The sequence below is a fragment of the Rhizobium aethiopicum genome (assembly GCF_900094625.1).
Taxonomy (GTDB): Bacteria; Pseudomonadota; Alphaproteobacteria; order Rhizobiales; family Rhizobiaceae; genus Rhizobium; species Rhizobium aethiopicum.
In genome coordinates, this window is sequence record NZ_FMAJ01000006.1 from 171,504 (window position 1) to 193,351 (window position 21,848).

A 21,848-nucleotide genomic window follows, 5' to 3' on the forward strand; every position below is an offset into this window, starting at 1 on the left:
AAAAAAGATCAGAAGCGGGTTTAGCGGCATTCTTCTGTCATAGCCTGGAGCAGGCGATTCAGCCAGTTGCGCGGATATAGCTTCGACCGTTATCAAAGGTTTCAACATCTCCGAGCCGGTTGAGCGACATCAGAACGTCTTGAATTTGCAGGCTGACTTGGCTGGACTCCCTAAACTCCGCGGCTATCTCGATAGCTGTGAGTGGTGACTGATTCCGATTAAGTAAAGCGAGGACTTGAGCTGCCTGTATCTTCCTCTCTTCCGAAAAGCGCGGCTTTGGCTTGGATGGCCGTGATGTCGCAAGTGATTGGACGCGATCGACGCGATGAGCCAGGGGGCCTATCTTTTCAATTTGATAGTCCGGACGTAGCCAGCGGATAAGGCCTCGTCGTTCCTCTGATGCCCGTTGCAGGTTCAGCTCAACAACCCGCTCGAGTATTTCATCCTCAGTTAGTGTCATCTCCCATCCGTAGGCCTGCATCACCGCTTGGTCGATCTGCTCATGCAAATCTTTGAGAATGAGGACACGACCTCGCTTCTGGAGCTCTCGTTCTTTGGAGGAAAGAGAGCTACCCGCTCGTGCTACGTCCAGCATATTGTAGAGCCCGGTGAGTGTCAGATCGGAATTTTCTGTTAGCGCCAATTTGCGCATGGCGTCGAGTTCTTCTGCCAATGCGGCGATTTTCGATCGAAGAGTCATTGTCGCATCGGGGAATGGGAACGGATCGAAACAGCGTGATTTCACATAGACAGAATCATTTCCGACGCCCAGCCACCCTCCAGCGGCCGTCGCCCAGACTACATGCACTTTCGATGACATCACTCCGAGCCAAAAGGCATCGTCCGTCGCAACAGTAATTAACTTGTTGTCTGGGATTACCGTAGCATCAAGAAACTGAAATATGCGATGCTTCGAGGTCTCAACCGTAGCAATATATCTATTGACGCTTTCCAGTGCCGGTCGCATCTCTCGCCTTGGTTCTCCGAACTGCCACCATTTTTCACGGTAAGACGTTCGGTTATTCTTCTCGCGCTCTGACTTTACGGTTTCGAGTAAATGTTCGTAGACTTCTGGATAAGCCTGTCGCACGAAAGCTGCATCGAGGCCGAATAAGTCGATCACCATTACATCCCGAGAGTGCGCATTTAGATCTCGGCCGTTTCTGTATTCCCTGATGTAACGTCCGAGTCCGTGTCGGTGGCCGAGCCCAAGCTCAACGGCCTTGCTTCGGGTAACGATGAAGCCGGCTCCCATAAGCTGGACTCCCCGATAACAGATGGCTTCGTTTGCCATCAGCCCTGTGACTCTATCGAGCTTGGCACCAATGGTGAGATCCGCGTTTATAGTTCCTTGTCGCTCGGCGAAAACGATTCTCGGCTCATCGCTGTCAAGTTCATCCTCGCTTACGACCTGTCGTAAGATTCCTTTATGTTCGCCCGCTGCGGCAACGGTGATGGCAATCCGTACAGCGGCTGCATCTTTCGTCGCCTTTGTCCAGGGATGGTCTGGGATCGCCAATAATATTGAAACCGGCGAGGTCGCGGACAAATGCTGCTCGATCACGCGGCGCTGAAATACCTGGGTGATTGAGTTGGTAGTCACGAAACCGAAGCGTCGAAGCCGCGTCCCTTTCTGAGTCAGCAGCTCGGCGGCGCGATCCCACCAATACATAACGAAGTCTGCCGAAGGGTTGATATGAGGATTGGCCTTCCATAGGGCTTCAGCGTACCCTCCAGGAAGACGGCCACGAATGTCCTTGCCACCGATGAACGGCGGATTCCCCACGATGAAGTCCGCAACGGGCCAATCGGGTCGGGAGACATTCGGAAACGCGTAGACCTCATGGCTTTGTTGGTCAGATTCCGGGCGACCCAGCCTATCTCGCTTTAAATGCCAATATGGATAATCCGCCCAAGTAATAAGCGCATCTTTTTCCTGCACATGATCGGCGCTGCCAATGACGGGCTCCGGCGGTACCGTTGTCCGTGTCCTCAGGTGCCACTGAATGTAGCCAATCCATAAAACCAGTTCGGCGATTTCTACTGCGCGTCCGTTTAACTCCATTCCAAAAAATTGTTCCGGCTTGACAGAAAATTTTTCCGCATTGGCGACTGCTTCGTCGCCGCCGATGTCGTGAAGTTGCTTTAGAACCTCGCCCTCGAGTTGCTTCATCCGTCGCAACGCGACGTAAAGAAAGTTGCCTGTGCCGCAGGCGGGATCCAAGACGCGCACGGACGAAAGATGTTTGAGAAAATCCTCAATTTCGCGGATGGCGGCGACTCTCATACCGGATCTCAGCGCACGCTCAGCAGCTGATTGATATTCAACCCAGTCCTGTGTCAGGGGCTCAATAATTGTCGCATTGACTACACGTTCCACGTACGCCCGCGGCGTGTAATGCGCGCCAAGCCGCTTGCGTTCGCCAGCTTCAAGCGCCTGCTCGAACAACGCTCCGAAGATTGCTGGCTCAAGATCGCACCAATCGGCGTCAGAGGCATCACGAAGCAGCTGAATTTCATTGACCGTTAAAGGTAGAGCTGCAGCGTTCTTGAAAAGCTTGCCATTGAAACGCAGCAGCCGTTCACCAATGCCAGGGGAGTAGCCGCCCTGGTCCATGTGTTTCCAAAGGTCATTGATCTCAAAAGTGAAACGTCTAGGATCATCGAGACACCGGTCAAGGAGCTCGGTGAACCCTTTCTTCCGAAGCAGCCCGACGTCTTCAACGAACATCGTAAACAGGCAGCGCATGAGGAAAATCGCGACGCTCCGCGGTTCGCAACCTCGCGTTTCCAGCGCTCTTGAAATCGTAGCGAGGCGCCCAGCGATTTCCCGCGTAACTTTTGCGGTTTGCTGCGCCGGGTCGAGAGAAAAAGGGTCTTCCCAGACTGCGCGAAGAAGGTCTCGCGTTTGTGGATCTTTAAGATCAGCAAGTTGAATTCGAAAGGTGTTGGCATCGGGAAACTGGGCATAGTGCCGCCCATTGCCTGAGAAATCTGCGTAGAGTTCGAGCGACCGACCGACGTCGCATACGATTAGAAATGGCGGATAGGGATGATCCGCTGGCAAGGCTGCAGCGTAGCGTTCTGCCTGCCGACGAGCTTGAATCATTAAATGATCAATGACGTTTAATTCTCCTGCGTGAGTGCGTCCAGCATTGGGACTGAACAAATCTCCCTGAGAGCTGCCTTTTGGCTCGAACCCCGAACGCTGACGGCTTTGTTTCGCCTCCAGGATGAAATGCCCGCGCTTGTAAAGGTCGATACGTCCGACTGCCGATTTGTCGTCTGCCATGCGTCGCTCGACGCGTCGCTCGAAGACATAATCATTCATTTCATGTGAGGCGCCGGCAGGGTCGGGATGAGCTACCCCAAGGACATCACAAAGCTCGGTCAGAAAAAGAGAATAATTTGCACGTTCCTGCCCACCCTCTCGGTCAGACCAGCGCTGGATGAACTCGAAAATACCTATAGATTTGTTCTTTTGTGTTTCCATCAAAAAATAATAGTGTGGAAAACGCGTAAATTATTACTTAATGAACGCGAGCGGTGGGAGGATTTGCATCCGCAGCGTGTTATTCCTGCGATCCGTGCAGACACTCTCGAGCGGATTTAGTTAACAATGGCCAGTATCGCCTTTGATTGGGGCTAGGCCGGCATTCCTCCAAATGAATAATTTTGGGGCAAGGCCACCGGTCACGTCCAACCGCCGATTCTTACCTAATAGACTAGACGGCCGGCAAAAGTGACGTCACAACTGTCGATATTAGTTCTTCCAATGTGTAGTTGATATGCAGATTTTGATCTACCACAGACGACGCACGGTGCCGCAACTCGATGAGCTCAAGTATCCATACGTAAGTCTTTATCAGGACAATTGGGACGATTTCGGATGGAAATGCCGATTTGTCGCGACGTTGCATTTGACACAAGAGGAGGAGTTGGATCTCGGGCCTATGAGGATTGCGTCCGACGATAAGGGGTTCCGCGTTTCCGAGTTTCCCACCTTGCTCACAACCCTCCCGCCTCGAAGCGCATCAATGGGCGAGTCCATCGCCTACTACCGAAGAATACGCGGTCTGAAAGCAAAGATCCGCAGGCAGTATCTCAGTCTCATGTCCGACTTGGTGGCGAGACCGGTGAGACGCGAGCGGATCAAAAATGAAGCTTTGTGGGAAAAATGCTTCATGCGCGAGGCGTCGTCCCGCCACGCGCTGAAACGCGGGGGATACTATATCGGCTCCCATTTCGAGGAAGTAGCTCCACCGAAGTTTGCGTTCGAAATGATACTGCAAGGGGCTTCAGGGCCGCATTCAATGGACCTCGATTTCAGCCACCATAACCAACTGCCCAACCGTACGATTCTTCTCATCGGGAGAAACGGGACTGGCAAGACGACGGCCCTCGCCACTCTGGCTGCAGGACTGATGCCTCCACAGGTCTTCAATCGCACGACGTTGGAGCGATTGCCAGAAGCCCACATCTCTCCTGACGTCGAGATCAGCCGATTGATCGCGATTTCCTACAATGTATTCGACGAATTCCCTCTGCCGCGGCCGGCCGGCGAGAAGGCGCCACGTATCGACGGTGTCGCATACCGCTCACGCGGTTCTTACAAATACTGCGGTCTTCGGGACAATAGTGGTGTGATCACGACCAACGAGGTCAGTCAGATGCTGAATGAAGCCTTGGAGCCCGTCGTCCAGGGCGACCGCATGGATATTCTGCGAAGCATTCTATCGACTTTCTTGAACTCTTCGATTGCCACTGCGCTCACATCCGAAGAGGATGAAGAGAGAGCTTCGGCTATCGCTGGGTTGAGTGCGGGGCAGCGCCTTGTGGTCGCTATCTTTAGCAATATCGTCGGATTCATCGAGGAAGGCTCACTTTTGCTGATTGATGAGCCGGAAACCAACCTTCATCCAGGCCTCCTCAGTTCTTTTATCGCTGCGTTGAACGAAGCACTCGCGGAATTTGACTCTTACGCTGTCGTCGCGAGCCACTCGCCTATCCTTCTGCAGCAGGTTCCCGGCCGCTTCGTACGCCACTTTACGCGAGACGGCAGTGATCGGCCAAAAATCAGGCCTCTCGAAATCGAATCTTTTGGTGAAGATTTGGGAGAACTGACGCGGAGAGTCCTTGGCTTAGCTGACCCTGAACGCGACTTCACCGACGTTCTTAGGCAACTTTTCGAAGTACGGGGAAGCGCCGAGGCGGTCGAAGCCTTGTTCGACTACCCGCTCGGCGTTCCTGCCAGCGCATATTTGTATGCGCTTGAAGAAGAATTTGGTCAGCCGGAAGGCATTCGATGAGACGACAAGGCCCTTATGATCAGGCGGTTGTCCCCAGCTTTACAACACTAGTCAATGAATCGACGGCCGCTCGCGCGCTACTTATGCAGCCTTTAGTAGGTCGCGTCACGGCCGCAACTCAACTGTATAACGGCGCACTGCCAAATGTACATGTCCTTCAAGCCATGGCGGCGACCAAGGCACAACGCTCGTCGCTAATTGATGGGTATGAGGGTCGAACCGCGCAGATAAAGCGGAGGTTGGCCGCTATGGTGGACAGTCTACCGCCAGCCAATGCAGACCTCTGTCCTTATTGCAGTCTAGATCAAAATCCAGACCTCGATCATTTCCTGCCGAAAGCGCCTTTCCCGGAATTCTCGCTTCATGGACCCAATCTCATCCCGATCTGCACCCCGTGCAACCGGAAAAAACTCAACGCCTATAAAGATGCCAATGGCGACAGGATTTTTCTCAATCCCGCCTTCGAGCCGTCGATTGATGCCTCCATTCTAGAAGCGACCATTGCATACCCCGCGCAGAAGGCTTTCGTGAGCTACAAGATAAATGACCACGGGCTTCTGCCACCTGGCGAAAGGGCAATCGCACACCGGCATTTTAGGAGGCTTGGCCTTGCCGGTCGTTATCAGAGGCGAGCGCATGGATTTCTCGCGTCGTTGAAGTTGGGGTTGGCCGGCAAGTCCTTGGCAGTCAAACAACAGACGCTTCAAAGGAAGGTCGATGTTGCTCATGAGGGCAGGCCGCTAAACGACTGGGAGGCTGCTTTGGCGCAGGCAATCCAAACGGACTTTCAGGCGATGCTCAGTTGGCTAGATGGCCCATTGTGATCGCGGTCCGCCGTTAGTAACGCCTTATCAGATAGTACAAAGTTAGGTTGAAGTGCGACTGAACGATATTATTTCACGATGTCCGTCTGCGACGAGGAGCGCCTAAGATTATTAAATGACTGGATTTTTTATCGGGACTCTAGATTTCACCAAAGCCATTGCAGTTCTTAGCCTATTCATAAGCATCGCAAGCCTGTCGCTTGGCCTAGTCAACGCCTATATCGCATGGCAAAATAGAAACCTCGCTCTCAGACAAGACGCTCGAAAGCGCCCGGCTCTCACGTGCTACCTGAGCCATGGCTTCCATAAAACAGATGAATCGGGACGAGCGTTCAGCCTACTCGTGCAGGTGCGAAATCCAAGCGACAGCAACAACGCGGTCGCTGATGCCGAGTTGGTCATTCGCTATCTCACATCGGAGCGCGTTCTCATGACGCTGAAGCTTCCAGCTACTCGGGACGGAGCAGGAGGTTTTGTGAGAGGACAGGTCGACGTACTGTCGCTTCCGGCGAAAGTGCCGGCTCATGAAATCGTCTCGGGATGGTTGCATTTCCTGGCCCCGGAGGACCTTCTTTTGGGAAGGGTGATCGACGGCTACGATCTGGAAATCACCGATACTCATGAAGCGAAAACGATCATTAAGGCCAATCTGATGCAGGAGTACCGAGATGAGGTTAGCTCGCCGCAAATACACGAAGATTGACGTCAGAACCTCTGATCAGGGTAAAATCGTAAAGGTCGTTTCAGATCCTGTTATCGCCACGCCGGGCATCGTCAATGGCAAGCTGATCCCACTGCTTATCTTGGATACAACAGAGCGTCCCGACCTCGTTGAGCTTGTTCGCGTGCATCAAAAATTCGTCGCGGGCGACGTAACTATCCAGTGGGCCCAACTGGAGAGCAGATCGGAGCACATCGCCCTGCTCATTCGTTTTCTGAGACCGACCGAGCGTGTTGCAATCATTGAGTTCGACATTTCAAAGCAGGGAGCTTTGGTCGATCAGATTCTGACTGCTGGCGCGGTCTATCTTCAACCCGGAAAACCCGGCGACAGACTAGTGGATGATTTTGCGGTGCCAAAGGTGATAGTCGAGATCCCCGACACTGGTTTCCGCTCCCATTGGGAAAAGCTCTATCTGAAGATTGTTTCGAGACGATTGCGTAAATCCGGATTGACTAGGCGCGAAGCGCAAAAGGCGGCGTCTGAAATCATCTCGAAGATGCGGGAAATCGGCCGATTTCAGATGACGTTGTAGTAATCCAAGCACAAGCTGGCTCGTGCGAATGAAGAGCTTCCCCTCGTCCATAGCAAGGAAATCGCGCTGCGTGATAGACACCCGCACTCGCTGCCCTTCCACACCGCTCACCCCACCTCACCAAACTCCGCCGCCAGCACCGCATCCTTCAGCGCCCGCGAATATTCATGCTGCGGATCATCCAACACCGTCCGCGCCCGCCCGCGCTCGACGATTTCACCCTTGCGCATGATGATGATGTTGTCGCTGACGTAATAGGCGGTCGCCAGATCATGCGTGATGTAGATGATCGAAAGCCCCAGCTCGGCTTTCAGCCTGCCGAAGAGGTTGACGATCGCCATGCGCAGCGAGGCGTCGACCATGGAAACCGGTTCGTCGGCCACCAGCAGGCGCGGCTCAGGGATCAGCGCGCGGGCGATGGCGACGCGCTGCAGCTGGCCGCCGGAGAGTTCGTGGGGAAAGCGGCCCTTCACCTCTTCCAGCGTCAGGCCGACATGGTGGAGGGCGGTATCGGCCATCTTCTCCACCTCCCGCCGGTCCGGCCGGTTGCCGGAGGCGGAGAAGTTGCGGGCGGTCTCGAAGAGGTAGCGGTCCACCCGCTTCAGCGGGTTGAAGGCTTCGAAGGGGTTCTGCAGCACCGGCTGCACCTCCTTCATGAAGGCCGTGCGTTCGGCCCTGTTGTGGATGGCGACGGTCTTGCCGGCAAATTGCAGCTCGCCTTCGGTCGGTTCGGCCTGGCCGAGGATCATCGCCGCCACCGTCGATTTGCCCGAGCCGGATTCGCCGACAATCGAGAGGATCTCCGGCTCGTCGCCGATTTCGAAGCTGACATCGTTGACGGCGGTGATCAGCCGGCGGCCGAGCATGCCGCCCTGGCGGTAGATTTTCGTCACATGCGAGAGGCTAAGCAGAGTCAAACCTGATCCCCCGTAACCGCAAAACACGCCACCCGCCGCTCCGGCGCGACCGTGACCATGGGCGGAACCTTCTGTGAGCAGATCTCCATGCGCTTCGGGCAGCGCGGGTGAAAGCGGCAGCCCTCCGGCGGCATGGCAAGGTTCGGCGGCCGCCCCTCCAGCGAGGGCCGGGTGGTGGGGTCGCCGATCTTCGGCAGGCTGCCGACAAGGTGCTGGGTATAGGGGTGGAGCGGCAGGCTGAAGAGCTTGGCGGTCGGCGCTTCCTCGACCAGCCGGCCGGCATAGACGATGCCGATGCGGTCGGAGACGGTCGCATGCACGCCCATGTCGTGGGTGACGAACAGGAAGGACGAGCCCATCTCGCGCTGGATATCGCGGATCATCGACAGCACGTCGCGCTGCACGATGACGTCGAGCGCCGTCGTCGGCTCGTCGGCGATGATGAATTCAGGCGTCAGGATGGTGGCGAGCGCAATAGTCATGCGCTGGCGCATGCCGCCGGAGAGTTCGTGCGGATAGGCGTCGAGCAGCTGCGGATCGAGCTTCAGCCGCTCCAGATGGTTCGCCACCTTCTCGAAGAAGATTGATTTGCTCACCTTCATGTGGCGGAAGGCGAAATCGGTGAAGGAATGGCGGATCCGGCGCACCGGATTGAGCACATTCATCGAGCCCTGCATGATGTAGGAGAGATGCTTCCAGCGCAGCGCCACGCGCTCCTCCGGCGTCATCGCATAGAGATCCTGCGTGCCGCCGCCGAAATGGAATTTGACGCTGCCGGAAACGACCCGGAGCGGCGGTCGGATAGCGCCGGCAATGGTCTTGATCAGCGTCGTCTTGCCGCTGCTCGATTCGCCGGCGACGCCATAGACCTCGCCGCGGCGGATCGTCAGGCTGATATCGTCGACGGCGCGCACCTCGCGATCGACGCCATAGAGGAAGGCGCGGTAATAGGCTTTCAGGTTGTCGATTTCGACCAGATTCTCCATGCTAACTTCCCATCCGGTTCAGCCGGCTGCGCGGATCATTGTATTCGTTCATCGACATGGAGAGCAGGAAGAGCGCCAGGAAGAGAATGACGATGACGGCAACGGGGGCGGCCACCCACCACCAGATGCCTGAGATCAGCGCCGAATGCGCATTGGCCCAGTAGATCATCATGCCCATGGTCGGCGTTTCGATGTCGGTGAAGCCGAGCACCGAAAGCGTGATCTCCATGCCGATCGACCAGATCATGTTGTTCATCGTCGTGGCAAAGACGATCGGCAGCACATAGGGCAGGTGCTCCTCGACCAGGATCTTGCGCATCGTCATGCCGGAATAGACGCTCTGGGTGGTAAAGGGCCGGCTCTTCAGGCCGAGCGCCACCGAGCGGATCAACCGCGCATCATAGGACCAGCCGAGCGAGGCCATGATGACGATCAGCGCCACCCAGGTCATGTTGTCCTTCAGCACGAAGTAGAAAAGGATCAGCAGCGGAAATTGCGGGATCACCATGACGCTGTCGTTGATCGCCATCAGCACCCGGTCGACCGCGCCGCCGGCATAACCGGCGACCAGCCCGACCACCAGCGAGATGATGCGCGAGAGAAGCGCGACGCCGATGCCGAAGAACAGCGTGTTGCGCAGCGCCGTCGTCAGCTGCCAGAAAACGTCCTGGCCCCGTGAGGTGGTGCCCAGCCAATATTCGCCGTCCGGCGGCATGTCGGGCGGCAGGAGGTAGATGTCGCTCGCGCCATAGGGCGAGAAATACGACAGGATGACGAAGCCGACGATGACGGCAAAGAGCAGCAGGCCGCAGAGGAATTCCATGTTCTGGCGGGCGAGATCGCGGATGATGGTAAACATGGCCTATTCCACCTTGATGCGCGGATCGATCAGCGGGCTCAGCACGTCGATGATGAAGACGGCGGCGGCGACGCCGACGATCGACAGCGCGCTGAGGCCGAGCACCAGGCTGTAGTCGCCGGCATGCACCGCTTCGATCAGCAGATTGCCGATGCCCGGATAACCGAAGACGATTTCGGTGATGACGGTGCCGTTGAAGATCGCGCCGAGCGACATGGCAAGCCCGGTGAATTGCGGCACCATGGCGTTGCGGGCGATGTAGGAGCGCAGGATCTTTCCCTTCGGCACGCCGCCGAGCTCGGCAAAGACGACATAATCGTCGGTGATGATGTTGGAAACCAGCGCCCGCATGCCGATCAGCCAGCTGCCGGCGCCGACCAGGATCAGCGACAGGGCAGGCAGGATGGAGTGTTTGAGGATATCGAGGACCAGAGCAAAGGAGAGGTCCAGATTGGCGTTCATCTCATAGCCGCCATTGATCGGCAGCACCGGCCAGATGAAGCCGAAGACGATGAGCAGCACGAAGGCGAGGATATAATAGGGAATGGGCAGCAGCGCGATGAAGACCAGGCTGACGGCCTTCAGCACCATGTTCTTGCGGTAATAGCCGGCGAGCGCGCCGATCGCATTGCCGAGCACGAAGGTGATCAGGGTGGCGACCGTCATCAGCCCGATGGTCCAGGGCAGCGAGCGCAGGATGATGGTGGAGACGGGGGTCGGAAAAGCCGAGAGCGAGGGGCCGAGATCGCCGGTCGCCAGCCGCAGCCAGAAGTTCAGATATTGCTGCCAGATCGAGCCCTGCATTCCGTAAAGCTCGCGCAGCGACTGGCGCATCAGCTCGATCGCATTCGGGTCGGACTGACCCATCTGGGTGATGGCGCCTATGCTTTCTTCGACCGGGTCGATCGGGGTCAGGTGGGTGACGAAGAAGGTGATCGTCACGCCGAGAAAGACGACGAGCAGGAACTGACCAAACCGCTTCAGCACAAAGATCAGATAGGACGTCATAAGGCAGTGGTTCCTCTCTGCTTCCCTTCTTGAAAGGATCGACGAGCATGGCAGCTGGGCTCATGCCCGTCGATGAGGGGGCCGGCGCGATGGCTACGCGCCGGCGTTGGGAGGGTTATTGCGTTTGGGCGGGCTTCAGCTTGACCATCATCAGCCTGGAGTTCGCCCAGTTCGGCACCGGATCGGTATAGGGGTCCTTGATCGTCGGATAGCCGGTCCAATAGGTCGTATCCATCGAGGTGAAGACGTTATAGGACATCAGCGGGATCGTCGGCATTTCGCGGGCGACCAGCTTCAGATAATCCTTGCCGAGCTCCATGCCCTTCGGATCGTCGGCGCTGATGCCGCGGATGCTCTCGATGATCTTGTCGAGCTCCGGATTGGACCAGCGCTGCCAGTTGCGCGGCGGCTGAACCTCGCCCTCCTTGGCGACGAACTGCGAGTGCCAGCTGTCGAGGAAGAAGGAAAGGTCGGGATCGCCGCCCCAGGTTTCGACGCTCCAGGCGATCGCCACCTGGAAATCGCCGGGCTGCAGCGCCGTCTGCCAAAGCTTCGCGGCCGGCACGGCTTTGGCGTCGATGCCGAAGGCCGCCCATTGCTGCGCAATCAGCGTGCCGGCGCGGGTGAAGACCGAGCGTGTGTCGCCTTCGACAGTCATCCGGATCTTGAAGGGCTGGCCATCCGGGGTCAGCCATTTGCCGCCGGACTTCTTGAAGCCGGCCTTCTCCAGCAGTTCGCCGGCCGCTTTCGGATCCGGTTTCCACCAGCCATAGCCGAAGGCACCGCTGATCGCTTCCGGATCGGTCGGGATCTGGTCCTTGAACTTCGGCTGCTTGCGCAAGATATCGGCGATCTGCTGCCCGATTGTCGGGTCATAGGGCTTGATCTTGCTCTTGCCGGTATCGATCTCGAAATTCTTCAGCCAGTCCTGCATCGGCGCCTGATAGTCTTTCATCGTCGCCGCCGTCGGCGGCACGCCGAGTGCGGAAAGCGTCGCCGCCCCGCGATAGCTCGCCATGTCGACGGCCTTGATGTCGATCAGGAGCGCCAGCGCCCAGCGCACATCGGCATTGTCGAAGGGCGCTTCCTGGGTGTTGAAGATGACGGCCGGCAGGGTCGGATCCGGATGGGCGAAGGGGAATCCCGGGAACCAGGTCTCGATGGTCTTCGACTTCTCCTTGAGGGTGAACATGCCCTCCGGGGTATTGTCGTGAATGATATCGAGATTGTGCTCGAGCTGGGCGATCGTGCGTTTATCCGGCGGGCCGGGATCGGTATAGGTCACATATTTCGGGGCCGGCTCGCCGAAGCGGGCAAGCGAGGTGCGCTGCCAGTCGTCGCGCTTCTCCCAGGTATACCATTTGCCCTGCGGGTCGTAGGCCTTCAGCTTGTAGGCGCCGAGCGAAACGGGATTGGCGAAATCGTAGCGAAGCGGATCTTCGACCTTCTCGAAGACGTGCTTCGGCATGATCCAGGCGCCGTTCCAGCGCACGGTGAAGATCGCATGGAAGCGCGAATTCGGCTTCTTCAGCTTGAAGACGACAGTCTGCGGATCGGTCGCCTCGACACTTGCCACCTGCACCGAGAAGGCCGCGCTCCAGACCATACCGGGGTGGTCCATCTGCGTCTTGACGGTATAGACGACGTCATCGGCGGTGAATTCGACGCCGTCGCTCCAGTAGAGCCCCTTGCGCAGTTTCACGGTCATTTCGGTGAAGTCGGCATTATATTGCGGCTTGTCGGCGGCGAGCGAATTGTCCCAGGCCGCGCCGCCAAGCCCCTGTTCAGGGTCGATATACCAGAGCGTATCCATCGTCAGCTGCTGCAGGCCGGTGGAAACCCCGCCGCCGCCATTGACCCAGATGTTGAACCAGCCGGGATTCTTGATCGTCCCTTCCGGATTTTCGACGATGAGCGTCTCCTTGCGCGGCAAGGAGGTGTAGTCTTGGGCTCCGGCCACCGCGGTCAGGCCGATCGTGGCCAGCACGAAGCCGAATGCAAACCTCTTCCACTTTTGCATGAACTCCTCCCTTGTAAGCGACAATGCGGCGGCCGCTGAGGCACGCATGGGCATGTCGCGGTTGTCGGTTCGCGAAGCGGGCTTCTGAGCCTTGCGCTTCGGCGAACCATCCTCCGGCTGCCTGCCTCCTCGCAGGGAGCCGATTTCTCAGAGCATGATGCCGAAAAGTGTTAGCGGTTTTCGGACGACATCATGCTCTAACTTTCAATTGAGAACAGGATTCAGATTTAGGCCGTTTAGCCTGAAATCATACTGTTCTCGCGGGGCTTAACCCGGCAGCGGCTGTCACACCGACAGCCGGATGACGTTGTAGGAGAGCGGCTTCAGCGCCGCCCGCACCCGTCCGTCCTCGATCCTTGCGCTCTCGACCTGCACCGGAGCGACCGTCTCCGGCCGCCGCGCGGTGTTGACGGCTTCGAGATCGCCATGGGTCATCTCCACCTGCTCGATCAGGCGGGCGCCGCCGAAACCTTCCAGCCGCACGTCAAGATCGAGCGCCGTTTCCGGATGGCGGTTGACGGCAAAGAAGGTCAGCGACCGGCCGTCTTCGGAATGCACCGCCGAGACGTCGAGATAGGGAACCTCGTTCTCCTCGTCGCTGTCATAGCTCGGGCCGTCGACAACAAGCTGCAGCGCCGTGCCACGGCCATATCGCGAGGCGTAGTAGAAGGGATAATAGATCGTCTGGCGCCAGGCCGCACCGCCATCCTCGGTCATGATAGGGGCGATGACGTTGACGAGCTGGGCGATGCAGGCGATGCGCACGCGGTCGGAGCGGCGGATGAAGGTGTTGAGAATGCCGCCGACCTGCAGCACGTCCTCGAAATTATAGACGTCCTCGAGCAGATGCGGCGCATCCGGCCATTCGTCGCGCGCCAGGATCTCTTTGTCCTGCTGGTTGGAATGATACCAGACGTTCCACTCGTCGAAGGAAATGCCGATCGTCTTCTTCGAGCGCTTTTTCGCCTTGATGTAATCGATCACCCCGCCGATCGTGGTGATGTAGCGGTCGAGCTTGGTCGCCCGGGCGAGGTAGTTCAGCGTGTTCTTCTCGCGGTTGGCGAAATACATATGCAGCGAGATGTAATCGGCGCTGTCATAGCACTGCTCGAGCACCTGGGCTTCCCAATCGGGATAGGTCTTCATGTCGGAATTGGAGGAGCCGCAGACGACGAGTTCGAGCGACTTGTCGAAGCCGCGCATGGCTTTCGCCGTCTCATCCGCCAGCCGGCCATATTCATAGGCCGATTTGTGACCGACCTGCCACGGGCCGTCCATCTCGTTGCCGAGGCACCAGAGTTTGACGTCATGCGGATTGGACCAGCCGTGTTTGCGGCGCAGATCCGACCAGTAGGTGCCGCCGGGATGATTGCAATATTCGAGGAAATTGCGGGCGGCATCGAGGCCGCGGGAGCCGAGATTGACGGCAAGCATCGGCTTGGTATTGGCCTTCTTGCACCAGTCGACGAATTCGTTGACGCCGACCTGGTTGGCCTCGCGGGTGCGCCAGGCAAGATCGAGGCGCACCGGCCGCTCGGAGCGCGGGCCGACGCCGTCTTCCCAATTATAGGCCGAGACGAAATTGCCGCCGGGATAACGGCAGTAGGGCGTGTCGAGCTCACGCACCAGATCGAGCACGTCGCGGCGGAAGCCGTCTTCATCCGCGGTCGGATGTCCGGGCTCGTAGATGCCGCCGTAGATCGCTCTGCCGAGATGCTCGAGAAACGAGCTGTAGAGCCTGGCGTCAATGGTCGCGATGCGAAAATCGCGGTGGGCAACGACATTCGTCTTCAACGGATCCTCCCCGTTTATGTATCAGGATTTTTGTTTTCGTGCCCTTAACTTGATATCAGGAATGTCGTGATGTCAACCGAAAGGCAGATTTAATCATACTTATGCGGATCCGCAAGAAGACCGTTGAAATACAGTCATTTAACTAAGTTTAGCGGCTTCTCAAACTGGAAATAAATACGATTTTCAAATCAGGATATCCGATACTATAAATTCACACATGCAGCCGCATGACGATGTCGCGGCCGTGATTTCCGAAGCCGCGGCCGAAAATATTGACGCCGCCGGTATGGCCGGCATTTTCGGCGATGCCGACGCGCAGCCGGATCGACGAATGCTGGCCAAGCGCCAGATCGCTGAGCGTCACATTCGAGGCCGCCACGCCGTCGATAAAGGTGCCGCGCGTCGAGATCCGCCAGGTCTTCATCATCCCATATTGCGAACCCTCGAGCTTCCACCAGGCCGGCGTGAAGGCGCCGCGCTTGTCGCCGTAATCGCCGGGCGACGTCCAGGTGCCGATCGCCATGCCGTTGACCCAGAGCGTGATGTCGGATGGCCAGTCCGGATTGGTGCCGGGCACCTCCGACGACAGCTCCAGCGAAAATTCGATGGCGCGGATGTCCTTGTTCAACACCTTGGCATTGTTAGGAAATTTATACTCGACATAACCTCTGCCGAACCAGACGAGCCCGGCCTGCATGCGCTGCGGATCGAGGAAATAGTCGGGCACATCGAGCGGGCCGATGACGCTCTCGCTCGAGCAGAGCCCACAGGGCGCATGCACGTCGCAGCTCGTATAGAGCCCGACCGGCATCTCCACCTCGATGATATTGTTCGCCCGCTGCGCCGCACTTTCCTCGAAGCTGATCAGGATCTCGCTATAGACCGCCGAGCAGATCTTCTGGTTCCCCTTGCGCGCCTTGGCCAGCCGCGAATCCACCAGGCCGGCATCTTCCAGGATCTGAATACCGGTGGCGACCGTCGATTGCGGAAGGGAAAGCGCCTGGGCGATGTCGTTGATATTAAGCGGCCCCTTGGCGCAGAGCAGCTTCAAAATCTCGATCCGCGCCGGCGCCGAAAGCGCCCGTATCGCCTCCCCATTCTCGCCGGCGGCGATCGTCAAAAACGAGCGTTCCATCAGTTCCCCATGGTTTCCGATGGAATGATGTATATCGGAAATTATGATACGGCAAGTGGGAGGGAACGGTTTGAACGATTTTGCGATCGGCAAGCAGGTCTGGCATCGGCTGCCGATGTGGAATGTCGAACTCATCGCGCCCCGTCGCGGCGGGCGGGAAGCGCATCGGCGAGGTTGCGCAATACCGGCTCCTTGATCGCAGGTGCCGTATTGCGATGTGCGAAGGTGATCGGCGGGCCACCCGACGGACCCGGTCCTTGTAGAAGATGCTGGTGCGTCCCTGAGATGATCGCACCGATGCCTCGGCTAGGTTGCGGCAGAGAAGCGCTTCATTCGAAGCGGAAGTCGGAAAGGTCGACCGATACGATCAGCGGCGCTGCCAGAGGTGTATTGTTCGAGCCGCGCGGGAAGATGCGCATCCTTGATGGGAGAGAAATTCCGTCGATCTCGACGTAATCGGCGAGATAGCGTGCAGCGGCATTGCGACCTTGGATGTCCACTTCATAGTCATGCCGGACCAAAAGCCCCTGGGGATTGAAGTAGAACGTCTGTTCCCTGCTATGGGTGGCGATATCGTCCGGGAAGCAGACGTGCAGACGGCGCCAGGTCTCTCCGTTTTCCTGCCAGGGCTCGACCTCATCAGAGACGACACCCGGCCGCTTCAGGATGAAGGGTGAGGTCAGATAGGTCCACATTGTGTAACCGGCAAAGTATGCCACTTGTGGATTGCTCCAGTGGGTTTCCATTTCATAACCTTCGAAGGAACTCCGTGGATCGACGAGTTCTTCCACGACGGCCCCGTCAGGAGTCTCTATCGCCACACGGCTCGGTGTGAACACGGAGTGGTTCATGGTCGGGGCAAAGGGCCAATGCGAAACGCGTTCGTCCCTGAGGTCCACGCGAACATGACAATCTTCCAGGACCGTGGGCTTGCCTTTTAGGCCCCAGAGAATGCCCCCCTGATGCAGCTTCGCCGTCAGCGATGAAAAGGCGTTGAAACGGTCGAAGCCGCCGTGCGCCCGGATGGCAAGATCGACGAGATTGGTCATGATATCTTCCTGTCTGTTCTGTCCTTGAATGCTGCCACGGCGGCTTCTGCGATCGCTACATCCTGTTCGATGCGGCCACCGCTAATGCCGACAGCCCTGATGATGCTCTCTCCCGATCGCACCGGAAGCCCGCCGCCGAGAATGACGTATTTGCCGCCGGCCACATTGTTCACGGCGAAGAGAGGCTCTCCAGGCTGGATCATCGGGACGAAGGTTGCTGACGGCGCCTGGAAGGCGCGCGCTGTTTGCGCTTTTCCAACTGCGAGGTCGAAGCCTCCTGGCCATGCATCATCCATCCGCGCGGCGGCGATGAGATTGCCGCCATGGTCGAGGACGGCAATGGTCGCCTTGACGCCAATTTCCCTGGCGCAAGTTTCAGCGGCGGCGATCATGTGTCGCGCGGCGCTTAGTTCAAGAAGCGTCATGTCTAACGGAGCTCAATGTCGGAGATGTCGATGGAGACGACCAGGGGTTCGGCAAGGCTGCTGCCATCCGGCTGGCGTGGATAGATACGGCGTTCGGTGGGCAACCTGATGCCCTGCACCTCGACGTAGCCACCGATGTAATGCGCTCCCGGCGTGTCGCCCGCGATTTCGACGTCGTAGTCGTGCCGCTTCAGAAGACCTGCCTCGTCTACATAGAGCGTTTGGACCGCGCTATGAGTGGCGACCGCGTGCGGAAACGTCACCTTCAGCCGATGCCATGTCTCGCCTTTCTCTTGCCAGTCGCCAGCCTCTTCGCTGGCGACGCCGGGTTCGGCGAGCAGGAAGGGGATGTTGAAATAGGTCCACATCGCAATGCCTGCGAAATATGCGAGCTGCGGTTCCGACCACGGGGTCTCCAGCTTATGACCTGCGAAGGAGCTGCGCGGATCGGAAAGATCCTCCAGAACCTTGCCGGACGAATCCTTGAGTGTAACGCGACCCGGTTCGAAGCGGCTGCTTTTGCCCTCCGGTCCGAACGGCGCATGGGAGGCCCATTCCTCACCAAGGCCGACGGTGACATTGGTCTCGTCGAGCTTGTCGCCGTGACCCTTCAGTCCCCAGAGAGCACCGCCTTGGCTCAGGTGAGCGCGTAGGGTGGAAAACGTCTTCCAGGTCTCGAGACCGCCATGAGCGTCGATGATCTTCTTTGCGAGAGCATTCATTATGGTTTCCTTTCAATTCGATTGTCACGTGTCGAGGAAGGTCTTCACATGCGCGACGAAGGTTTGCGCATATTGGAAGAGGGCGCCGTGCCCGGAATCCGGGTAGATGATCAGGGTGGCGTCGCTCATCGCCTTGAACATCTCGTAGGCATTGACGGATGGAAACATCGTGTCATCGCTGCCATGGACGATAAGCGTCGGCTGTTTGATCGCCTTCAGCAACCCGTGATCGGGATCCTGTTCAGCACACCATGCAATGATCGATCTCGCCTGCGGCTCGCTTATGGCTTCGCCGCTGTCGGGATCGCGGTCCTGCGTTCTGGCCAGCGCTCGGTTGACGAACGCCTCACCTGCGAGCTGGCTTTTCTTCGACGGCGTGAAAAACAGCGGTAGCCGGACATCTCGTGCGTTCTTGGCGAAAGCGCCCTCGACGACCTGCAGAAGATGCTCTTCGCCGCCTCTGGGCGCGCTTCCCGCGACGATCATCTTGCGCACCTTTAACGTGGCGCGCGACGCCATGATCTGGGCGAGAAATCCGCCGAGCGAGAAGCCCAGAAGATCGACCTCGTCGAAGCCCAGAGCTCTTATGAAGGTCTCGGCATCGGCCGCCTGCTGCCCGACATTGTCCGGGACAGTGCCGGAGGAAGCGCCAACACCGGCGTTGTCGAACACGATAATGTTCCGGTCGGTCGCCAACCCGTTGACGACTGCCGGGTCCCAGGAATCAATCGTCCCCGTAAAGTGTTGCAGCAAAATGAGCGGCGTTCCGGTATCCGGGCCGAGACGGCGATAGGCGAAGCGAATTCCGCCTGTTTCGAGATATTCCGTTGGTGCAGTTTCCAGGGAAACAGCCATTTCACTTCCTTTCAGCGTGGAGGATTGGTAGCGGGCGGCGATAGCCCCCGCCGGGATGGGCTCTGCGCCATGGCAGGGCGAGGCTCCTGCATGGCGGCCCATGAAATGTCGTCTCGGAGGAATGGTGCCGGCCCCTTAGCTCGGTCGGCTATCGGCTGACATCGACCAGGGTTCGCCCGCGGACATGGCCTGCCAGCATTTGGCTTACCACCTCGGGCACATCGGCGAGGCCAATCTCGGACACGGTCGAGGCAAGCTTCCCGAGGTCGAGATCGGTGGCAAGGCGCTGCCACGCCCGCTCGCGAACGGCTCGAGGGGCGTATACGGAATCGATGCCTGCCAGCGTTACCCCACGAAGAATGAAGGGAAGCACGCTCGCCGGAAGATCCCTGCCGCCGACAAAACCACAGGTCGTGACAACGCCCGCATAGGCTGTCTGTGCCAGGATGTTTGCCAGCGAGCGCCCACCCACTGCATCGATCGCCCCGGCCCAGCGCTCCGTTGCAATCGGGGGTTCCCCGGCGGAGAGTGTCGACCTGTCGATCAATGAAGTTGCTCCGAGTCCCTTCAGGTAAGGCGCCTCGCTCGGCTTGCCGGTAGAGGCGACCACGCGGTAGCCGAGCTTCGAAAGGAGCGCGATGGCAATCGAACCTACGCCACCGGAGGCGCCGGTAACCAAAATATCGCCCCGCGCAGGCGAGATGCCGCCATGCTCAAGCGCAAGCACGCTTAGTATCGCGGTGAACCCGGCGGTCCCGATCGCCATCGCATCGCGCGTCGAAATCGATTGCGGCAACTTCACGAGCCAGTCGCCGGGAACTCGTGCCCTCTGGGAGAACCCGCCGTGATGCGTCTGGCCGAGGCCCCACCCGGTCGCGACGACCTTGTCGCCGGGTGAATAGCGCGGATCCAGAGAAGTCACGACCGTTCCGGCGAAGTCGATACCGGTTATGAGCGGAAAGGTTTTGATGATATCATGGCCGGCCAGCGCAATGGCGTCCTTGTAGTTCACCGTCGACCACTCGACAGCGACCGAGACCTCGTCCTCGGTCAGGAATTCATCCGAAACCGTCTCTACGGTGGCAGTCATGATATCACCGCTCTGCCTTGCGACAATTGCTTGAAAAGACACTCCGCGCTTCCTCGCTCGTGGACACGGTGCCATTTAAGCCGATCTGGAAGTCGTTGAAAGAATGCACAATTACAGCCTATACTATCATGGATGTAAGTAAGGCGCTGAGAGGCAGCTGAGATGAGACCGAAGCGTTTGGAGCCCAAGAGCGGCTGTGCTGCTGAATTGACGATGTCGGTGATCGGCGGACTTTGGAAGCCCACAATCCTCGTCAACTTGCTCATGGGCAAGAAGCGGTTCATGGAGCTGTGCCGCCTGATACCGGACGCCACGCATCGGGTGTTGACGCTGCAACTGCGTGAGCTCGAAGCCGACGGATTGGTGACACGCCGCGTCTTTGCGGAGGTTCCGCCGCGTGTGGAGTACGAGGCGACCGAGCTGGCAAGATCGGTCGCACCAATTCTGGCGAGTCTGCGCGACTGGGGAAACGCATTCCGAGACAATCAGCAGAGGCTCCCCGAACTTGAACCCTATTGCCCGGCAGAAGAGTTGGAGGCGGCGACCGCCTCGGCAGCAAGCTGACCCGGAAAGGCTCCCGGCTTTTGGGATTTCGATATAGGAGCCTCAAGCCACTCAGACGGAAGACTGATCGAGGACCTCCACCGAATGAAGTGGTGGGACCGAGTCTCACGCAGCTCTCATCGGTCGACCGAACAGAGGCCGACCTTCTGCACGCATTCCAAGGCAAAACCGCTGCGCAATTTTGCGGCGACTGCTTGCCGTCAGCGGCGCAGAAGCGGCCGTAGGGCCGCCTGCGTTTCCTTCAGCAGCGGCAGATAACGCTCCTTCATCTCGGCCGCCGGCACGAGGGCGGCCGGCGCGCCGATATTGATCGCCGCGACCGTTTCGCCGCGGTCGTTTTCAACAGGCACGGCGATCGAGCAGAGGCCGATCTCCAGCTCCTGATCGATGATCGCGTAGCCCTCGGCGCGCACCCGGCGGAATTCTTCGATCAGTTCGTCCGGATCGGTTTTGGTATTGGGTGTGTTCTGCTTCAGCTCGCTCCTGGCGAGGATGGTGCGCGCCTCGGTCTCGGAAAGCGCCGCCAGCAGCACCCGGCCCATCGAAGCGCAATAGGCGGGCAGGCGGCTGCCGGGAGTGAGATTGATCGACATGACCCGGCGCTGCGCGGCGCGGGCGATATAGACGATCTCGGTGCCGTCGAGCACCGAGGCCGAGGCGCTCTGGCCGGCCTGTTCCGAGAGATGATCGAGATGCGGCTGCAACAGCGCCGGCAGCGGTGTGGCCTGGAGATAGGCATGGCCGAGCCGCAGGATCTTCGGCGTCAGCGTGAAGAACTTGCCGTCGTAATCGGCATAACCGAGCTCGGCGAGCGTCAGCAGCGAGCGGCGCACGGTGGCTCGGTCGAGCCCGGTCAGCTTCGAAGCCTCGGCAATCGACAGCCGCTGCCGCGTTTCGCCGAAGGTTTCGATCACTTTCAGGCCGCGGGCAAAGCCGCTGACGAAATCGGTTTCACGCATGGGTTCGGTTCTCCAATCCTGCGCCATTTTGTGCGGTATACGAACAAATGTCAAATAACGCACAAATCATCTTGCC

At 58.4% G+C, this 21,848-nt stretch carries 19 protein-coding genes; 5 read left to right on the forward strand and 14 right to left on the reverse strand.

The window, feature by feature from the left end:
* Window positions 1-58: 58 nt before the first annotated feature.
* Window positions 59-3,493 carry a class I SAM-dependent DNA methyltransferase gene (locus GA0061105_RS15000; RefSeq protein ID WP_092751134.1) on the reverse strand — a complete coding sequence of 1,145 codons (3,435 nt, stop codon included), beginning with the start codon at window positions 3,491-3,493 and terminating at the stop codon, window positions 59-61.
* 544 nt (window positions 3,494-4,037) lie between these two features.
* Between GA0061105_RS15000 and GA0061105_RS15005 the strand changes: the two genes are divergently transcribed.
* The 4 genes from GA0061105_RS15005 to GA0061105_RS15020 all read left to right on the forward strand — a co-directional run bounded on the left by GA0061105_RS15005 (window position 4,038) and on the right by GA0061105_RS15020 (window position 7,389).
* Window positions 4,038-5,309, forward strand: a complete 1,272-nt coding sequence (locus GA0061105_RS15005) for an AAA family ATPase (protein ID WP_208601655.1) — start codon at window positions 4,038-4,040, stop codon at window positions 5,307-5,309.
* A complete protein-coding gene (locus GA0061105_RS15010; RefSeq protein WP_092751137.1) occupies window positions 5,306-6,133 on the forward strand; it encodes an HNH endonuclease in 828 nt (275 codons plus the stop codon). Before GA0061105_RS15005 ends, GA0061105_RS15010 begins: the two co-directional genes overlap by 4 nt.
* A gap of 115 nt (window positions 6,134-6,248) precedes the next feature.
* Complete coding sequence (locus tag GA0061105_RS15015) at window positions 6,249-6,836, forward strand: hypothetical protein (RefSeq protein ID WP_092751139.1); 588 nt, start codon at window positions 6,249-6,251, stop codon at window positions 6,834-6,836.
* Complete coding sequence (locus GA0061105_RS15020) at window positions 6,802-7,389, forward strand: hypothetical protein (RefSeq protein ID WP_092751141.1); 588 nt, start codon at window positions 6,802-6,804, stop codon at window positions 7,387-7,389. Before GA0061105_RS15015 ends, GA0061105_RS15020 begins: the two co-directional genes overlap by 35 nt.
* Window positions 7,390-7,496: 107 nt before the next feature.
* Here GA0061105_RS15020 and GA0061105_RS15025 read toward each other — a convergent pair whose 3' ends face one another.
* The 12 genes from GA0061105_RS15025 to GA0061105_RS15080 all read right to left on the reverse strand — a co-directional run bounded on the left by GA0061105_RS15025 (window position 7,497) and on the right by GA0061105_RS15080 (window position 20,291).
* Complete coding sequence (locus GA0061105_RS15025; RefSeq protein WP_092751438.1) at window positions 7,497-8,255, reverse strand: ABC transporter ATP-binding protein; 759 nt, start codon at window positions 8,253-8,255, stop codon at window positions 7,497-7,499.
* Window positions 8,256-8,302: 47 nt separating this feature from the next.
* On the reverse strand, window positions 8,303-9,292 hold the full coding sequence (locus tag GA0061105_RS15030; RefSeq protein WP_092751143.1) for an ABC transporter ATP-binding protein: 990 nt from the start codon (window positions 9,290-9,292) through the stop codon (window positions 8,303-8,305).
* 1 nt (window position 9,293) lies between these two features.
* On the reverse strand, window positions 9,294-10,151 hold the full coding sequence (locus GA0061105_RS15035; protein ID WP_064696974.1) for an ABC transporter permease: 858 nt from the start codon (window positions 10,149-10,151) through the stop codon (window positions 9,294-9,296).
* Window positions 10,152-10,154: 3 nt separating this feature from the next.
* The gene (locus GA0061105_RS15040) at window positions 10,155-11,159 is read right to left on the reverse strand and encodes an ABC transporter permease (protein WP_064696975.1); all 1,005 of its coding nucleotides are present in this window, start codon (window positions 11,157-11,159) and stop codon (window positions 10,155-10,157) included.
* A gap of 115 nt (window positions 11,160-11,274) precedes the next feature.
* Window positions 11,275-13,179 (reverse strand): ABC transporter substrate-binding protein, encoded by a 1,905-nt coding sequence (locus GA0061105_RS15045; protein ID WP_092751145.1) that lies wholly within the window; start codon window positions 13,177-13,179, stop codon window positions 11,275-11,277.
* A 285-nt stretch (window positions 13,180-13,464) separates the two neighbouring features.
* Complete coding sequence (arfA, locus tag GA0061105_RS15050) at window positions 13,465-14,973, reverse strand: arabinosylfuranosidase ArfA (RefSeq protein ID WP_092751147.1); 1,509 nt, start codon at window positions 14,971-14,973, stop codon at window positions 13,465-13,467.
* A 211-nt stretch (window positions 14,974-15,184) separates the two neighbouring features.
* Entirely contained in the window at window positions 15,185-16,108 is a 924-nt protein-coding gene (locus GA0061105_RS15055) for an ArsR/SmtB family transcription factor (protein WP_092751149.1), read from the reverse strand.
* 329 nt (window positions 16,109-16,437) lie between these two features.
* The gene (locus tag GA0061105_RS15060; RefSeq protein WP_092751151.1) at window positions 16,438-17,157 is read right to left on the reverse strand and encodes a hypothetical protein; all 720 of its coding nucleotides are present in this window, start codon (window positions 17,155-17,157) and stop codon (window positions 16,438-16,440) included.
* Window positions 17,154-17,582 (reverse strand): GlcG/HbpS family heme-binding protein, encoded by a 429-nt coding sequence (locus GA0061105_RS15065; RefSeq protein ID WP_092751153.1) that lies wholly within the window; start codon window positions 17,580-17,582, stop codon window positions 17,154-17,156. Before GA0061105_RS15065 ends, GA0061105_RS15060 begins: the two co-directional genes overlap by 4 nt.
* A gap of 2 nt (window positions 17,583-17,584) precedes the next feature.
* Window positions 17,585-18,304, reverse strand: a complete 720-nt coding sequence (locus GA0061105_RS15070) for a hypothetical protein (RefSeq protein ID WP_092751155.1) — start codon at window positions 18,302-18,304, stop codon at window positions 17,585-17,587.
* Between the two features lie 24 nt (window positions 18,305-18,328).
* Window positions 18,329-19,159, reverse strand: coding sequence for an alpha/beta fold hydrolase (locus GA0061105_RS15075; RefSeq protein WP_092751157.1), 831 nt, complete (start codon window positions 19,157-19,159; stop codon window positions 18,329-18,331).
* Between the two features lie 148 nt (window positions 19,160-19,307).
* The gene (locus tag GA0061105_RS15080; RefSeq protein WP_092751159.1) at window positions 19,308-20,291 is read right to left on the reverse strand and encodes an MDR family oxidoreductase; all 984 of its coding nucleotides are present in this window, start codon (window positions 20,289-20,291) and stop codon (window positions 19,308-19,310) included.
* Between the two features lie 135 nt (window positions 20,292-20,426).
* On the opposite strand from GA0061105_RS15080, the gene GA0061105_RS15085 reads away from it, so the two are divergent.
* Window positions 20,427-20,813 (forward strand): winged helix-turn-helix transcriptional regulator, encoded by a 387-nt coding sequence (locus GA0061105_RS15085; RefSeq protein WP_311044052.1) that lies wholly within the window; start codon window positions 20,427-20,429, stop codon window positions 20,811-20,813.
* 200 nt (window positions 20,814-21,013) lie between these two features.
* Here GA0061105_RS15085 and GA0061105_RS15090 read toward each other — a convergent pair whose 3' ends face one another.
* Window positions 21,014-21,772 (reverse strand): IclR family transcriptional regulator, encoded by a 759-nt coding sequence (locus GA0061105_RS15090; protein WP_092751163.1) that lies wholly within the window; start codon window positions 21,770-21,772, stop codon window positions 21,014-21,016.
* Between the last annotated feature and the right edge of the window lie 76 nt (window positions 21,773-21,848).

Excerpts from the sequence above, each read along its gene's own strand:
- GA0061105_RS15010 (WP_092751137.1), top strand. The coding sequence starts at position 5,306 with ATGAGACGACAAGGCCCTTATGATCAGGCGGTTGTCCCCAGCTTTACA.
- GA0061105_RS15045 (WP_092751145.1), bottom strand. The coding sequence starts at position 13,179 with ATGCAAAAGTGGAAGAGGTTTGCATTCGGCTTCGTGCTGGCCACGATC.
- GA0061105_RS15065 (WP_092751153.1), bottom strand. The coding sequence starts at position 17,582 with ATGACGCTTCTTGAACTAAGCGCCGCGCGACACATGATCGCCGCCGCT.
- GA0061105_RS15015 (WP_092751139.1), top strand. The coding sequence starts at position 6,249 with ATGACTGGATTTTTTATCGGGACTCTAGATTTCACCAAAGCCATTGCA.
- GA0061105_RS15040 (WP_064696975.1), bottom strand. The coding sequence starts at position 11,159 with ATGACGTCCTATCTGATCTTTGTGCTGAAGCGGTTTGGTCAGTTCCTG.
- GA0061105_RS15070 (WP_092751155.1), bottom strand. The coding sequence starts at position 18,304 with ATGAATGCTCTCGCAAAGAAGATCATCGACGCTCATGGCGGTCTCGAG.
- GA0061105_RS15000 (WP_092751134.1), bottom strand. The coding sequence starts at position 3,493 with ATGGAAACACAAAAGAACAAATCTATAGGTATTTTCGAGTTCATCCAG.
- GA0061105_RS15090 (WP_092751163.1), bottom strand. The coding sequence starts at position 21,772 with ATGCGTGAAACCGATTTCGTCAGCGGCTTTGCCCGCGGCCTGAAAGTG.
- GA0061105_RS15025 (WP_092751438.1), bottom strand. The coding sequence starts at position 8,255 with ATGCTCGGCCGCCGGCTGATCACCGCCGTCAACGATGTCAGCTTCGAA.
- GA0061105_RS15020 (WP_092751141.1), top strand. The coding sequence starts at position 6,802 with ATGAGGTTAGCTCGCCGCAAATACACGAAGATTGACGTCAGAACCTCT.
- GA0061105_RS15030 (WP_092751143.1), bottom strand. The coding sequence starts at position 9,292 with ATGGAGAATCTGGTCGAAATCGACAACCTGAAAGCCTATTACCGCGCC.
- GA0061105_RS15075 (WP_092751157.1), bottom strand. The coding sequence starts at position 19,159 with ATGGCTGTTTCCCTGGAAACTGCACCAACGGAATATCTCGAAACAGGC.
- GA0061105_RS15060 (WP_092751151.1), bottom strand. The coding sequence starts at position 17,157 with ATGACCAATCTCGTCGATCTTGCCATCCGGGCGCACGGCGGCTTCGAC.
- GA0061105_RS15055 (WP_092751149.1), bottom strand. The coding sequence starts at position 16,108 with ATGGAACGCTCGTTTTTGACGATCGCCGCCGGCGAGAATGGGGAGGCG.
- GA0061105_RS15005 (WP_208601655.1), top strand. The coding sequence starts at position 4,038 with ATGGGCGAGTCCATCGCCTACTACCGAAGAATACGCGGTCTGAAAGCA.
- GA0061105_RS15035 (WP_064696974.1), bottom strand. The coding sequence starts at position 10,151 with ATGTTTACCATCATCCGCGATCTCGCCCGCCAGAACATGGAATTCCTC.